We start from the raw sequence: 14,704 nt of genomic DNA, 5'->3' as shown, positions 1-14,704 counted from the left end.
AGAAAAAGCCGCCTCCGGGCGGCTTTTTTTGCGCGTATCTCCGCCTTGCGAGGGAGAAACCCTACTCCGCCGCGACCGGGAACTCCTCGCGCTGCGGCAGGACATGAACGGTTGCGCCGTGCTCGGCATCCGGCTCGTCAGCCTGGTTCGGGTTCACCAGCCAGCGGAACAGCCTTGCCGTGCCGACAGCCGCGTCGTCCATGATCGTGTAGAAGGACGGCACGAACACCAGCGACAGAAGCGTCGAGACCAGAAGCCCGCCGACCACCGCGATCGCCATCGGCGCGCGGAACTCGCCGCCGTCGCCGAGCGCAAGCGCGGCCGGGATCATGCCCGCCGACATGGCGATCGTGGTCATCACGATCGGCCGGGCGCGCTTGCGGCCGGCGTCGATGATCGCCTCGGCGCGCGGCACGCCCTGCTTGCCCTCCTCGACCGCGAAGTCGACCAGCATGATGGCGTTCTTGGTGACGATGCCCATCAGCATCAATATGCCGATCACGACGGGCATGGAGACAGCCGAATTGGTGAGCCACAGCGCGGCCACTACGCCGCCGATCGCCAGCGGCAGCGAGCCCAGGATGGTGAAGGAGTGGAACACCGAGCCGAACAACAGGATCAGCACCACCAGCACCAGCATGATACCGGTGCCCATGGCGGTCGCGAAGCCCGCGAACACCTCGCCCATGATCTCGGCGTCGCCGGTCTCCTGGATGCGGGTGCCGGCCGGCATGTCCTTGACCTCCGGCAGCGCCCAGACGATGCCGAGGCCCTCGCTGAGCTCGGCGCCCTGCGCCATGTCGGCGCCGATGACGACGCGCCGCTCGCGGTTGAAGCGGGCGATCGAGGACGGCCCCTGCCCGAAGCGGATCTCAGCGACCGAGGCCAGCGGCACCGAAACGCCTGACGCGGTCGGCACCGGAAGCTGGCTGACCACGGAAAGATCGTCGCGCGCCGCCTCGTTCAGCTGGACGCGGATCGGTATCTGCCGGTCACCGACGGTGAACTTCGCCAGATTGGCGTCGATATCGCCAATCGTGGCGATGCGCAGCGTCTCTGCGATGGTCGCCGTCGAGATGCCGAGCTCGGCAAGCCGCTCATGGTCGGGAACGATAATGACCTCCGGCCGATCGAGAGCAGCGTTGGAGGTGACGGCGCGGAATTTCCCGGTCGCCGTCATGGCGCTCTGGATCTTGCGGGCCTGCTCGTCGAGTACAGCGCCGTCCGTTCCCATCACGCCGAAGGCCAGCGCGCGCTCGCCGCGGTCATTGACGAAATAGGCGCGGACATCGGGAACCGTCTCCATCTTGCGGAGCAGGATTTCTTCGATCTCGTGCTGCGGCACGTCGCGCTCGGACTTGTGCTTCAGGTCGGCGACCACCGTGGCGCGGCGCGTCTCCAGCGTGCCGGTGGGGCTCGCGCCGCCGATCACATAGACGTTCTCGACCTCGGAAACCTCGCGCATCAGCCGCGTCACCTCATCAGTCGCAAGGCGCGTGTCTTCCAGCCGGCTGCCGGGCGGCAGCTCGACCGAGAACACGATGCGGCTCGCATCCTCGCGCGGAATGAAGCCGGACGGCAGGAAGCCGATGGCGTAGATCGAGCCGGCGAAGAAGGCGATGCCTGCGGCAAGCGTCAGCCAGCGGAAGCGCAGCGTCATCTTCAGGAAGGCGACATAGGCCCGCATGACAATGCCCGGCTTAGGCTCGGCATGGCCGTGGCAGCGCAGGAAGTAGGCCGCCATCATCGGCGTGATCAGGCGCGCCACCAGCAGCGAGAAGAACACGGCGACGGCGACCGTCAGGCCGAACTGCTTGAAATACTGGCCGGCAATGCCGCCCATGAAGGAGACCGGCGCGAACACCGCCATGATGGTCGCTGAAATAGCGATGACGGCCAGGCCGATCTCGTCGGCCGCCTCGAGCGAGGCGCGATAAGGCGACTTGCCCATTTTGACGTGGCGCACGATGTTCTCGATCTCGACGATGGCGTCGTCGACGAGAATGCCGACCACCAGCGTGATGCCGAGCAGGCTAACCAGGTTGAGCGAAAAGCCCATCATGTCGAGCGCCCAGAAGGTCGGGATGATCGACAGCGGCAGGGCGGCGGCGGCAACGATCGTGGCGCGGATATCGCGCAGGAACAGGAAGACGACGATGACCGAGAGCACCGCGCCTTCGAGCAGCATCTCCATCGCCGAATCGTAATTGCCCTCGGTATAGGTCACCGAATCGTCGACCTTGGTGATCGACACGTCGGGATAGGTCTTCTGGAGGTCGGCAATCGCCGCCGTCGCGCGCTCGTTGACCTCGACATCGCTTTCGCCCTTGCCGCGGAAGATGCCGAACGACACCACCGTCTGGCTGTTCACCCGGGCGAAGGATTTCGGCTCCTCCCAAGAATCGGTGACCGTCGCGATGTCGGTGAGCTTGACCTTGCGGTCTCCCGCCAGCGGGATTTCGAGTGCTTCCAGGTCGGCGATCTTCTTGGCGCCGCCGAGCGTGCGGATCGACTGGTCGCGGTTGCCGAAATCGGCGCTGCCGCCTGTCATGTCGGCATTGACCGAACGCAACGCGCGGTTCACGTCGCCGGCGGTCACGCCGAGGGAATTCAGCCGGTCCGGATCGATCTCGACCTTGATCTCGCGCGTCACCCCGCCATAGCGGTCGACGCGGGCGACGCCCTTCAGGCCCTGCAGCTTGCGGATGACGGTGTCGTCGACGAACCAGGAAAGCTCCTCGATGGTCATGGCCGGCGCGGAGACGGCGTAGGTCAGGATAGCCTGGCCCTCGACGTCGACACGGTTGACGACCGGCTCGTCGGAGGTTGCCGGCAGGTCGGAGCGGATGCGCTCGACTGCGTCCTTGACGTCGTTGACGGCGGTCTGCGTGTCCACTTCGAGCCGGAATTCGACCGTCGTCTGCGAATTGCCCTCGGTGATTGTCGAGATGACGTTCTTGACGCCGGAAATGTTGGCGACCGCGTCCTCGACGCGCTTGGTCACCTGCGTCTCCAATTCGCTCGGCGCGACGCCTGGATCGGTGACCGTGACGTTGACCAGCGGCACGTCGATGTTGGGAAAGCGGGTGATCGGCAGATTCGCAAAGCTCATCAGACCGAGCACGACCAGCACGATGAAGAGGAGGAACGCGGGAACCGGGTTGCGGATCGACCAGGCGGAGAAATTCATGGCTGGATGGCTCCCGTCTCATCTGCGCGCACCGGCGTCACCATGTCGCCGTCGGCGACGAAGGTGCCCGCTCGCGAAACCACTTCCTGGCCTTCTTCAACGCCCGAGACGACCTCGACGAAGCCGCCGTCGCGCACGCCGAGCGTTACGGGCACGGTCGCAATCTTGCCGTCGGTTACCTGTTGCAGAAAGGCATTCTGGCCGCGGAAGATCACTGCCGATGCCGGCACCGCGACGGCGTCGCTGCGCCTTGTCTCGACCTCGCCCCGCGCGAAACTGCCGGCGCGGGCCTCGCTGCCGGCGTCGAGCGTGATGCGGATCGAGCCCAGCCGCGACTTGCTGTCGATCTCGGGCGAAATCCGGCGGATCTTGCCGCCGATCGTCTTGTCCGAGCCGGCAAGCGATATCTCCGCCCGCATGTCTTTCGAGAGCTTCGGCAGCACCGTCTCGGCGACGGTCGCCGCAAGCTCGAATTCCGAGCCGATGGCGATCCGGAACAGGGGACCGCTGCCGGCCGAAACGATGCCGCCCAACGTGGCGTCGCGGGCGAGAACCAGGCCGTCGGCGGGCGCCCTCACCTCGGTCTTTTCGATCTGCAGCAGCACATTCTTCTGCTGTGCGTCGATGACGCCGAGCTGCGCCTGCGAAGCGGCGAGCGCCTTCTGCGCCGAAACCAGCTTGGCGTTGGCGCTGTCGAAGGCGTGCCGCGCATTGTCGAGTTGAGCCTGGGTGGCGACGCCCTTGCCCTGCAGCGCCTTCGCCCGTTCGAGCGCGTCCTTCGCCTGGCTGACGCCGACCTCGGCATCGCCGATCTGGGCGTTCATCTGCGCGATGTTGGCTTCCGCCTGGGCGCGGCTCGCCTGCATCTGCGCAAGCTGCGTGTCGAGCGTGGAGCGGTCGAGGACGGCGAGCACGTCGCCCTTCTTCACCATGTCGCCTTCGTCGGCGTTCAGCGCCGTCACCGTCAAGCCGTTGAGATCGGTGCCGGCGGCGGCTTCCTCGCGCGGCAAAATCGTTCCGGTCACCGACAGCGTCTCGACCAGTTCGCGCCGCTCGGCCCGCGTCACGCGGATCGAGGGCGGCGTCTGCACGACGGCCGGCTCGGCTTCGCTCGCGGCAAAGGAGGCCGGGGCGAACCCGGCCACGGCGGCTGCGCCGGCCAACAGCACGCCAAGTGAAACGGCAATAACGGCATTACGCGACATGGGAATTCAACCAGTTTGGCTTGAGGGTTCGAAGGCCGCCTATTCGGCGGCCGGAGTGCTTTTGATTGGCCGAAGCATGCCTTCGACCATGGCGCGAAAGGCGATTTCGAGCTTGTCGAGCGGCACGCCGCGGGCCGGCAAATCGTTGATCGCCAGACCCTCGCCGACCGACATCAGCACGGCCATCAAGACAGGAAGTTCGACCACCGGATTAATCTCGCCCTGCGCAATCGCCTCCGCCAGAAGCGGCTCGATCATCGCGGCCACTTCGCCCTTGTGTCCGTCGACGGTGGCTCGGACCGCCTCGTTGCGCATGGATTCGGAGCGCATTTCGGCGAACAGCGGGGCGCTGCCCTTCATGCTCGTATGGGTGATATGCGCCATCGCCGCCTGCACGAGGCCCTCGGCCGCCGAAGTGGCGCCGCGCAACACTCCGAAGCAGGTCATGTCGTCCTGGCGGTCCGCTTCGCAGATCGCCTCGACGATCGCTTCCTTCGACGGGAAGTAGCGGTAGAGCGCTCCCGGACTCATGCCCACCTCGGCGCAGATCTGCTGCATCGACGCGCCCTGGAAACCTGAACGCACGAAGCATGTCTTTGCCGCGTCCAGAATGCGCTGAATCTGCTGGTCGCGGCGCTCGGCGCGCGACAGCAATTCGCCGTCCATCGCTTCGGCGCCGCCCGGCTGGTTCTCGGTATTGGACAATTCTACCATTGTTCTTTCCCGCAGAAAGCGAACGTTCGCTCTCATTTGATGCGAATGATCGTTCTCCCTTTATGCGAACGATCATTCGCAGTCAATGGAAAGTCTGAATCATGCTGACAGATGGCGTGCGACATGGCGGCGCATGGGCAGGTCGTGCCCCGCCACCGCTCCAGCCGGGATCGTCGAGTTTTCCAGCCAAACCCAATTCATGCTCTAATCGTAGCGATTCCCTTCGCGCCGCACGCTTTTCCCGGTCAGCCGGTTGGAGCCGCCATGTCGTTTTCTGACTTTATCTATCGCCCCTTCGAGACGCTCATCCGTCCGCTGGACATTCCTCCCACGCCGCTGCCGGCGAGCGGGCCGTTCGCGCTTCTCCTGCATTTCGCCCGGATATTCCGTGGCGTCCTCGTGGCCGTTACCCTCCTCATGGTTGCGATCGAGGGGATCAACCTGGCGACGATCTGGGGCATCTCGTTCCTCGTGGACGGGGTGAGCACGAAGGGTGCGGCCGTTTTCCTGCAGCAGGACTGGCGGACGCTGGCCGTCCTTGGCGTACTTATATTCCCCGTGCTGCCGCTGCTGATCTTCCTCGGCAATACGTTGAACTCACAGGCGGTGGCCGTGTGCATGCCGGCGGCTATGCAATGGCAGGGCCACAAGGCGGTGGAACGCCAGGACCTTGCTTTCTTCCATGATCTGTTCGCTGGTCAGGTTGCCTCCCGCATTTCGCAGGTGGCGTCGGCAGTGCAGCAACAGATCGTCGTATCCTTTTACAGGATACCGCTTTTTCTCGTTCAGTTCGTCGGTTCGCTTGTCCTGCTTGCCACGCTCTCATGGCCGTTGGCGGTTCCCGTCTTCGTCTGGATCGCGGCCAACATCGCCCTCGCAGTGGCGGCCGTGCCGCATTTTTCCGAGCGTTCGCGCCGTACGGCCCGCGCGCGCAGCCTGATCGTCGGCGCGATGACCGACCTCTACAGCAACATCCAGATGGTCAAGCTGTTTGCGGCGGAAGACAGCGAGGCGGGCGCGATGCGCACATTCATGGGAAACGCTATCGAGACCCAGCAGCGGGAACGGCGCATCCACCTGACGACCGACACGAGCGTCGTCCTGCTCAACGTTGCCCTTTCGCTGAGCAGCTTCGCCATAGGGTTTTGGGGACTTGTCGCCGGCTTCGTCACCCTTGGCCAGTTCGTCGCCTCGATCGCAATCGTACAGCGGCTCAATGCCAACTCTCGAACTTTTCTGCAGATGGGCCAGCAGATATTCCAGGCGGTGGGCACGATCCGCGACGCGATGCCGGTGGTGACCACGCCGCCGACCATAAAAGATGCGCCGGACGCGAGGCCGCTTGCCATCACTGGCGGCGAAGTCGAGTTCGAAAACATCCGCTTCGAATATCGGCAAGGGCAAGAGGTGATCGAAGACTTGTCGCTCACGGTGCAGGCCGGCGAGAAGGTCGGGCTCGTCGGCCTGTCCGGAGCCGGCAAGTCGACCCTGGTCAGCCTGCTCTTGCGCTTCTTCGACCTGAAGGAGGGCATGATCCGAATCGACGGTCAGGACATCCGCTCCGTTACGCAGGCGAGTCTCAGGGAAAGTATCGGCGTTGTGACGCAGGATGTTTCGCTGCTGCATCGCTCCGTCGGCGACAATATCCGCTACGGCCGGCCCGCTGCCTCGCGGGAGGAGATTGAGCGCGCGGCAATGCTGGCCGAGGCGAGCGGCTTCATAGCCGATCTCAGGGACAGCGAAGGCCGCACCGGTTATGACGCTTTCGTCGGCGACCGCGGGGTGAAGCTTTCCGGCGGCCAGCGCCAGCGCGTTGCAATCGCCCGCGTCTTGCTCAAGGACGCGCCGATCCTCGTTCTCGATGAGGCAACATCCGCACTGGACAGCGAAGCCGAGGCGGCGGTCCAGGATAAGCTCGCGCTCCTGATGGAAGGCAAAACGGTGATCGCGATAGCCCACCGCCTGTCGACGATCGCCCGGATGGACCGGATCGTCGTGCTCGACAAAGGCCGCATCGTCGAGGAGGGAACGCCGTCGGCGCTGCTCGAACGCGATGGGCTTTATGCCCGACTGTGGCAACGGCAGACCGGGGGCTACATTGCCGACGCCATCGAGGAGACGTGAGCCACCTGTCAGGAGCACGCAGCCCCACGGCTCCGTTCTCAAATCTGATGGGGTGACGCGCCTGCCTGCTGGAAATTCAGGAAGAGCGGCTTAGCCCTACCCGAACTTCCCCGTCCTCGGAAAATCCTTCGGCGCAAGGCGACCGGCGGAGGCGCGCGAGCCTATCCATTCGATCAGTTCCTCGCGCGTCTTACGCCAGCGGAGGCTTTCAGTTGCATTCCCCAGGCAGTTGATCCTAATATGCAACTGATTGCAATATGCAATCATTTTCTGAAGGAGGGTACGACCATGCTGCTGCGAGGACAAACCGCGATCGTCTATGGAGGCAGCGGCGCGATCGGCGGGGCAGCGGCCGGGGCGTTCTCCCGCGAGGGCGCAAAAGTATTTCTTGTCGGGCGCACGCTGCAAAAGCTCGAGGCGGGAGCGCAGGAAATCGTCAGGCGGGGCGGCGCCGCTGAAGTCGCTGTCGTCGATGTTCTCGACGAGCAGGCGGTCGAGCACCATGCCGAAGCCGTGGCAAGAGAGACCGGCGGCATCGACATTGCCCTGAACGCGGTGGGCTTTTCCCACGTGCAAGGAACGCCGCTGGCAGAGCTTTCTCTCGTCGACTTCATGCTACCGATCGAGACCTACGCAAGGGCGGTCTTCATCACGGCCAAGGCTGTATCGCGCTTCATGGCGCAAAGAGGCTCGGGCGTCGTCATGAACATATCGACGCCGGGATCGCGTCTGCCTGGTATCGGCTATCTCGGCTATGGCGCGGCCTGTGCGGTCACGGAAGGCATGACCCGACTGCTGGCCGCTGAACTCGCGCCGCGCGGCATTCGTGTCGTTTGTCTGCAGCCCCACGCTATTCCGGAGGCGCTGACAAAGGGCTCGCACAGCAAGGGTGTCTTCCAGCCCGCAGCCGACCGCGCCGGCATGACTGTCGAGGAAATGCTTCAAGGTGCGGCGGAAGGAACCCTGCTCAAGCGGCTGCCGACACTCGGCGAGTTGGCAGATGTCGCAGCGTTCATGGCGTCAGACCGTGCGCGTGCCATGACAGGCGCCGTCGTGAACATGACTTGCGGAGCCCTGGTCGACTAGGAGAATCTCAGCGCAACAGCATCACGCCGCCCAAGCCTACCCGAACTTGCCCGTCCGCGGAAAACCCTTCGGCGCAAGGCGGCCGGCGGAGGCGCGCGAGCCTATCCATTCGATCAGTTCCTCGCGCGTTTTCAGGAAGGTGCGGCCGGCCGAATCCTGCCAGCTCAGGCCGGCATCCATGGCGAACAGCTTGACGTCGAGAACGCCGCCATCCTTGTATTTCTGCAGGCGGACGCCCTTGCCGCGGCCCATCTCCGGGACATCGGCCAGCGGAAAAACCAGCATCTTGCGGTTTTCGCCGACGATGGCGATGTGGTCGCCATCGACCGGAACACAGCGCTGCGCCTCGTCGGGCGCGCGCACATTCATCACCTGCTTGCCCTTGCGGGTGTTGGCCGCGACCTCGGCCTCGGGCACGACGAAGCCATTGCCCTCGTGGCTGACCAGCAGCAGCTTGCGGCCCGGATTGTGGACGAAAGCGGTGACGATATCCTGGTCGTTGTCCATGTCGACGATGATGCGGATCGGCTCGCCATGGCCACGCCCGCCCGGCAGCCGGTCGGCGCCGATCGTGTAGAACTTGCCGCCCGTGGTGAAGACGATGATCTTGTCGGTGGTCTGCGCCGGAAAGGCGAGCTTCAGGCTGTCGCCTTCCTTGAACGTCAGCTGCGATAGGTCCGAGAGGTGCCCCTTCATGGCGCGCAGCCAGCCCTTGGCCGACACGACCACCGTTACCGGCTCCTTCTCCACCATGGCGTGGTGGATGTCCGTCAGATCATGGTCGGGCGCGTCTGCGAAGGTCGTGCGGCGCTTGCCAATCGGGGTATGCGAGCCGAACTTGTCGCGCACCTTCTCAACTTCCCAGCGGATGGTCTTCCACTGCTTGGCGTCGGAAGCGAGCAGCGCCTCGATCTGCGCCTTTTCCGCCGACAGGCCGTCGAATTCCTTGCGGATCTCGAATTCCTCCAGCTTGCGCAGGGCGCGCAGCCGCATGTTCAGGATCGCCTCGGCCTGGTTGTCGGTCAGGTCCCAGCGGGCCATCATGACCTGCTTGGGCTCGTCCTCCTCGCGGATGATCCTGATCACCTCGTCGATGTTGAGATAGGCGATCAGATAGCCGGCGAGGATTTCCAGCCGGCGCTCGATCTCGCCGAGACGGTGGCGCGAGCGGCGCAAGAGCACGTCGCGGCGGTGCTCCAGCCATTCCTGCAGCACGCTTTTCAGCGACAGCACGTTCGGCACCTTGCCGCGCGATAGGACATTCATGTTGAGCGGAAAGCGGCTTTCGAGCTCGGTCAGCTTGAACAGCGATTCCATCAGCAGCGCGGGGTCGACGGTTCGGCTCTTCGGCACTAGGACGAGGCGGATGTCCTCCGCGCTCTCGTCTCGGACATCCTCCAGCAGCGGCAGCTTGCGCGTGATCAGAAGCTCGGCGATCTTCTCGATCAGCCGCGCCTTCTGCACCTGGTAGGGAATTTCGGTGACGACGATGTTCCAGGTGCCCCTGCCCTGATCCTCGGTCTCGTAGCGCGCCCGCACGCGAAAGCCGCCGCGGCCGGTCTTGTAGGCCTCGACGATCGATTCCCAGCTATCGACGATGATGCCGCCGGTCGGGAAATCCGGGCCGCGCACCATGTTCTCGTCCGCATCGTCCGGATGCGGCTCCTTGGTCATCAGGTCCTCGACAGTCGCGTCGGGGTTGTCGATCAGATGCAGAGCGGCCTTGCAGAGTTCGGCGGCATTATGCGGCGGGATCGAGGTCGCCATGCCGACCGCGATGCCCGAGGAGCCGTTGGCGAGCAGGTTAGGGAACGCGCCGGGCAGGACCACCGGCTCTTCGTCTTCCTCATTGTAGGTGGGGCGGAAATCGACGGCGTCCTCGGTGATGCCGGCGAGCAGTTCGGTCGCCACCTCGGTCATGCGCGCTTCCGTGTAGCGCATGGCGGCGGCGAAATCGCCGTCGATATTGCCGAAATTGCCCTGCCCGTCCACCAGCGGGTAGCGCACGGCGAAGTCTTGCGCCAACCGCACCAGCGCATCGTAGATCGACTGGTCGCCATGCGGGTGGAACTTGCCCATCACCTCGCCGACGATGCGGGCGCATTTGGCAAAGCCCTGGTCGGGGTTCAGCCGCAGGAGCCGCATGGCGTGCATGATGCGGCGATGGACCGGCTTCAGCCCGTCGCGGACATCGGGCAGCGCCCGGTGCATGATGGTCGACAGCGCATAGGCGAGATAGCGCTCTTCGAGCGCCTTTTTCAGATCGACCGGTTCTATTGCGTCGCCACCGCCGGACCCCGGCGGCAAAAGCCCTTTTCCCATGGCGTGCAGTTAGCTTAGCCGGCGATTCGCGGCAAGAGGAGGCTTGCCGGAACGGTCCCTTCACCGTGCGCAAGCGCCCAATCTTGCCTTTTTACGCGAATTTCGACCAATGTGTTGCGATGCGCCTTCATCCGGTCCGGATGATACGCGACAGAGAGGCGCAACAAGTTTCAAAGACCAGTTTCAGGGAACATTCCGATGACCATTCGCCGTCACGTATTCCATAAGCTTGCCGTTTCGACATTCCTGCTGACCATTCCGCTGCACGCGGCCTACGCTCAAGACGCCAACGCTGTCGCCGAGCGCTTCAAGAAGGCGCTGGCGGATCAGGGCATGAACTTCACCTGGACCGGCATCAGCGGCGACGCATCATCGCTGGCGCTCGAAGGCGTGTCCTTCACCCCCGCAGCGCAGACCGAGCCTGTGGCGCTGGGCAAGATCACGTTCGACGGCATTACCGAGCAGGATGGCGGCTACCGGATCGAGACGATCACAACCGAGCCGTACAGCATGACGGAAGAAGGACTGACCTTCGACATCAGCGCCGCGACTTTTACCGGCCTGACGCTTCCGCCCGAGGGCTCGACCGACCCGGTCGCCTCGATGGTGATGTATGAGGGTATGGAAATAGCCAGTATCAGCGCCAAGATGGCCGACAAGACCTTGTTCTCGCTCGACAGTCTCTCGTTCGACATCACGCCGCCGGCCGACGGCGCCGCCCTTGAATTCACCGGCTCGGCCGAAAAGTTCACCGCCGACCTTACCCAAGCCGAGGATCCCCAAGCCAAGAAAGTCATCGAGGCGCTGGGCTACCAGACCATCAGCGGCAATTTCGAGATGGCGGGATCCTGGCAGCCGAGCGACGGCCGCATGGGGCTGACGCAGTACGACATCACCGTCGACGACGCCGGCACGCTGGGCTTCACCTTCGATCTCGGCGGCTACACGCCGGCCTTCCTGAAATCGCTGCAGGAGATGCAGAAGAAGATGGCCGAACAGCCGGCCGGCGCAGACAATTCGGCGCAGGGGCTGGCCATGCTCGGCCTGATGCAGCAGCTGACCTTCCATGCGGCGAATATCCGTTTCGACGACGATTCGCTGACCGGCAAGGTGCTGGACTATGTCGCCAAGCAGCAGAATATGAAGCCCGAGGACATCGCCAACCAGGCCAAGGCGATCGTGCCGTTCCTGACGGCGCAGCTCAACAACCCGGAACTGTCGGCCGAGATCACCGCCGCGGTGAGCAAATATCTCGACGATCCGCAAAGCATCGAAGTCGTAGCCGCGCCGCCGGCGCCGGTCCCCTTCGCACTGATCGCGGCCGGCGCAATGTCGACGCCGCTCGACCTGCCCAAGACGCTCGGGGTAAAGGTCAAGGCAAACGACGGCGAATAGGCCGGCTGCTCGTAAACGCTCAAGAAAAAGCCCGGCTTCACAGCCGGGCTTTTTGCTTTCCAGTAAATCGCTTGCGAGGTTTTCCTAAACTTCCTTCTTAGGCGTCGCCACGCGCAGCCCAAGCTCGCGCAGTTGCTGGGGCGTTGCCTCCGCGGGCGCGCTCATCAGCAGATCGTAAGCCTGCTGGTTCATCGGGAACATCGTCACCTCGCGCAGGTTCTTCGCGCCAACGAGCAGCATCACGACGCGGTCGATGCCGGCCGCCATGCCGCCATGCGGCGGCGCGCCATACTGGAACGCGCGGTAGAGGCCGCCAAAGCGCTCCTCAACGATTTCACGCGAAAGCCCGACCATCTCGAACGCCTTCACCATGGTTTCCGGCAGATGGTTGCGGATGCCGCCCGAGGCAATCTCGAACCCGTTGCAGACCATGTCGTACTGGAACGCCTTGATGCCAAGCGGCTCCTGGCTTGTCAGTGCTTCAATGCCGCCCTGCGGCATGGAGAACGGATTGTGGGCGAAGTCGATCTTCTTCTCGTCCTCGTTCCATTCGAAGAACGGAAAGTCGACGATCCAGCACAGTTCGAAGCGGTCGCGGTCGACGAGGTTCAGCTCCTCGCCGGCGCGGGTGCGCGCGGCGCCCGCAAACGACACGAACTTCTTCGGATCGCCGGCGACGAAGAACGCCGCGTCGCCCTCGCCCAGGCCGAGCTGGACGCGGATGGCCTCGGTCCGCTCGTCGCCGATATTCTTGGCGATCGGCCCGGCGCCTTCGAGCTTTTCGCCCTCCTTGCGCCAGAAGATATAGCCCAGGCCCGGCTGGCCCTCGCCCTGCGCCCAGGAGTTCATGCGGTCGCAGAATGCGCGGGAGCCGCCAGTCTTTGCCGGAATGGCCCACACCTCGGCCTTCGGGTCGCCGGCCAGAATGCCCGCGAAAACCTTGAAGCCCGAGCCGCGGAAGTGTTCGGACACATCGTCCATGACGATCGGGTTGCGCAGGTCGGGCTTGTCGGTGCCGTATTTGCGCATGGCGACATCGAAAGGAATGCGCGGGAAATCCTGCGTCACCGGCTTGCCGTTGGCAAATGCCTCGAAGACGCCGCGCATCACCGGTTCCATGGTCTGGAACACGTCTTCCTGCTCGATAAAACTCATTTCGAGGTCGAGCTGATAGAATTCGCCCGGCAGCCGGTCGGCGCGCGGGTCCTCGTCGCGGAAGCAGGGCGCGATCTGGAAATAGCGGTCGAAGCCCGAGACCATGATCAGTTGCTTGTATATTTGCGGCGCCTGCGGCAGGGCGTAGAAATTGCCGGGATGGATGCGGCTCGGCACCAGGAAGTCGCGCGCGCCTTCCGGGCTCGACGCGGTCAGGATCGGCGTCGAGAATTCGGTGAAGCCCACCTCGCCCATGCGCTTGCGCATCTCGGCGATGATTTTCGTCCGCGCCACGATGTTCTTGTGCAGCGTGTCGCGGCGCAGATCGAGGAAGCGGTATTTGAGGCGGATATCCTCGGGATAGTCCGGCTCGCCGAACACGGGCAGCGGCAGTTCCTTCGCGGCAGACAGGACCTCGATCTCCCGCGCGAAAATCTCGATCTCGCCGGTCGGCAGGTTCGGGTTGACCGTGTCGGCCATGCGCGCCTTGACCTCGCCGTCGACGCGGATCACCCATTCGCCGCGCACGGTTTCAGCGATCTTGAAGGCCGGCGAATCCGGATCGGCGACGATCTGCGTCAGGCCGTAATGGTCGCGCATGTCGATGAACAGCAGACCGCCATGGTCGCGAACGCGGTGGACCCAGCCCGAAAGACGGACGCTCTGCCCGACATCGGACTTTCTCAACTGGGCGCAGTTATGGCTGCGGTAACGGTGCATGATCGAATCCGGTCTGGAAATGTTGGAGTGGCCGTGCCGGCGCGGCGTCGCGCCTGGCTCGAAAATTCGCGCGAAAAGCGCATGGGAGGCCCTGTTTGTCAAGGCAAAGCAGCGGGACAGCGCTAAAGCTTCAGTCCCTTGACGCTGCGGCCGTGAACGACAGCGACGATCAGCACGTGATCGGGCTGCTCCTTGTAGATCACGACATGGCTGCCATGCTCATGCCGGCGCAAACCGGCGCGGATCGTGTCCGACAGCCGTCCCATGCGCGGGTTGTCGGCAATCAGCTCAAAACATCTTTCGAAGCTGAACTGATATTCGACGGCTTGCGGGCGTCCAAACCGTGCGACGCCATACAGATAAATGTCGAGTAGATCCTCGTCAGCCTGGTCGGAGACCCGATACTCACCCATTCGTCCGGCCACGCAGGCCGGCTATGCGGTCCCCCTCAGCGATCCTTTCTGCAAAGGTCCGTTTGCTGACGCCGCCGTTCAGGCCTTCGTCGACGATGCGGCGAAGCTCCTCGAGCCGAGCTTCGTTGCGGCGTTCGCGGTCGCGGCGGATGAGATCGCGCACATAGTCGCTCGAGCTCGCATATTCGCCATCTTCGACCTGCATCTCGATCCATTCCTTCATCGGGTCGGGCAGGGAAACGGTCATCGTGGCCATTGCGGATTCTCCTTCACAAGAATCATATAGAAAATGTGAAAATTTCACAAGATCGGCTGGACCAGCAGGCGCGCCAATTGGTGCATCGCCACACCATCTGCTTCGGCCTATAGAGGAATCAGAT

10 protein-coding genes are annotated in these 14,704 nt (G+C 63.8%); 3 read left to right on the top strand and 7 right to left on the bottom strand.

From position 1 onward, the window contains the following. Window positions 1-61 precede the first annotated feature (61 nt). From G6N73_RS03670 to G6N73_RS03660, 3 genes are read right to left on the bottom strand one after another with little or no spacing between them, the layout of a single operon-like run. Complete coding sequence (locus G6N73_RS03670; RefSeq protein WP_165023489.1) at window positions 62-3,190, bottom strand: efflux RND transporter permease subunit; 3,129 nt, start codon at window positions 3,188-3,190, stop codon at window positions 62-64. Next, window positions 3,187-4,395 carry an efflux RND transporter periplasmic adaptor subunit gene (locus G6N73_RS03665; protein ID WP_165023486.1) on the bottom strand — a complete coding sequence of 403 codons (1,209 nt, stop codon included), beginning with the start codon at window positions 4,393-4,395 and terminating at the stop codon, window positions 3,187-3,189. The genes G6N73_RS03670 and G6N73_RS03665 overlap by 4 nt, the downstream gene beginning before the upstream one ends. A 39-nt stretch (window positions 4,396-4,434) precedes the next feature. Continuing rightward, complete coding sequence (locus tag G6N73_RS03660; protein ID WP_246251585.1) at window positions 4,435-5,109, bottom strand: TetR/AcrR family transcriptional regulator; 675 nt, start codon at window positions 5,107-5,109, stop codon at window positions 4,435-4,437. A gap of 264 nt (window positions 5,110-5,373) precedes the next feature. Between G6N73_RS03660 and G6N73_RS03655 the strand changes: the two genes are divergently transcribed. Together G6N73_RS03655 and G6N73_RS03650 are read left to right on the top strand one after the other, a co-directional pair. Beyond that, a complete protein-coding gene (locus tag G6N73_RS03655; RefSeq protein ID WP_165023483.1) occupies window positions 5,374-7,233 on the top strand; it encodes an ABC transporter ATP-binding protein in 1,860 nt (619 codons plus the stop codon). A gap of 288 nt (window positions 7,234-7,521) precedes the next feature. After that, window positions 7,522-8,319 carry an SDR family NAD(P)-dependent oxidoreductase gene (locus tag G6N73_RS03650; protein WP_165023480.1) on the top strand — a complete coding sequence of 266 codons (798 nt, stop codon included), beginning with the start codon at window positions 7,522-7,524 and terminating at the stop codon, window positions 8,317-8,319. A gap of 36 nt (window positions 8,320-8,355) precedes the next feature. Here the strand turns inward: G6N73_RS03650 and parC are convergent, their stop codons facing one another. Beyond that, complete coding sequence (gene parC / locus G6N73_RS03645; RefSeq protein WP_165023477.1) at window positions 8,356-10,641, bottom strand: DNA topoisomerase IV subunit A; 2,286 nt, start codon at window positions 10,639-10,641, stop codon at window positions 8,356-8,358. Window positions 10,642-10,839: 198 nt separating this feature from the next. Here parC and G6N73_RS03640 point away from each other — a divergent pair, with 198 nt between their 5' ends. After that, complete coding sequence (locus G6N73_RS03640; protein ID WP_165023474.1) at window positions 10,840-12,036, top strand: hypothetical protein; 1,197 nt, start codon at window positions 10,840-10,842, stop codon at window positions 12,034-12,036. Window positions 12,037-12,120: 84 nt separating this feature from the next. On the opposite strand, the gene aspS is transcribed toward G6N73_RS03640, so the two are convergent. The 3 genes from aspS to G6N73_RS03625 form a co-directional block, all read right to left on the bottom strand. Continuing rightward, complete coding sequence (gene aspS, locus G6N73_RS03635; RefSeq protein ID WP_165023472.1) at window positions 12,121-13,911, bottom strand: aspartate--tRNA ligase; 1,791 nt, start codon at window positions 13,909-13,911, stop codon at window positions 12,121-12,123. A 122-nt stretch (window positions 13,912-14,033) separates the two neighbouring features. Beyond that, complete coding sequence (locus G6N73_RS03630) at window positions 14,034-14,324, bottom strand: type II toxin-antitoxin system RelE/ParE family toxin (RefSeq protein ID WP_165023471.1); 291 nt, start codon at window positions 14,322-14,324, stop codon at window positions 14,034-14,036. Further along, on the bottom strand, window positions 14,317-14,580 hold the full coding sequence (locus G6N73_RS03625; protein WP_165023469.1) for a type II toxin-antitoxin system ParD family antitoxin: 264 nt from the start codon (window positions 14,578-14,580) through the stop codon (window positions 14,317-14,319). The genes G6N73_RS03630 and G6N73_RS03625 overlap by 8 nt, the downstream gene beginning before the upstream one ends. Window positions 14,581-14,704 lie beyond the last annotated feature (124 nt).

This window comes from Allomesorhizobium camelthorni, from assembly GCF_011045125.1.
Taxonomy (GTDB): Bacteria; Pseudomonadota; Alphaproteobacteria; order Rhizobiales; family Rhizobiaceae; genus Allomesorhizobium; species Allomesorhizobium camelthorni.
This window is presented reverse-complemented; position numbering and strand designations above follow the sequence as displayed.

Coding starts and splice junctions, on each gene's coding strand:
- G6N73_RS03670 (WP_165023489.1), bottom strand. CDS start 3,190: ATGAATTTCTCCGCCTGGTCGATCCGCAACCCGGTTCCCGCGTTCCTC.
- G6N73_RS03665 (WP_165023486.1), bottom strand. CDS start 4,395: ATGTCGCGTAATGCCGTTATTGCCGTTTCACTTGGCGTGCTGTTGGCC.
- G6N73_RS03660 (WP_246251585.1), bottom strand. CDS start 5,109: ATGGTAGAATTGTCCAATACCGAGAACCAGCCGGGCGGCGCCGAAGCG.
- G6N73_RS03655 (WP_165023483.1), top strand. CDS start 5,374: ATGTCGTTTTCTGACTTTATCTATCGCCCCTTCGAGACGCTCATCCGT.
- G6N73_RS03650 (WP_165023480.1), top strand. CDS start 7,522: ATGCTGCTGCGAGGACAAACCGCGATCGTCTATGGAGGCAGCGGCGCG.
- parC (WP_165023477.1), bottom strand. CDS start 10,641: ATGGGAAAAGGGCTTTTGCCGCCGGGGTCCGGCGGTGGCGACGCAATA.
- G6N73_RS03640 (WP_165023474.1), top strand. CDS start 10,840: ATGACCATTCGCCGTCACGTATTCCATAAGCTTGCCGTTTCGACATTC.
- aspS (WP_165023472.1), bottom strand. CDS start 13,911: ATGCACCGTTACCGCAGCCATAACTGCGCCCAGTTGAGAAAGTCCGAT.
- G6N73_RS03630 (WP_165023471.1), bottom strand. CDS start 14,324: ATGGGTGAGTATCGGGTCTCCGACCAGGCTGACGAGGATCTACTCGAC.
- G6N73_RS03625 (WP_165023469.1), bottom strand. CDS start 14,580: ATGGCCACGATGACCGTTTCCCTGCCCGACCCGATGAAGGAATGGATC.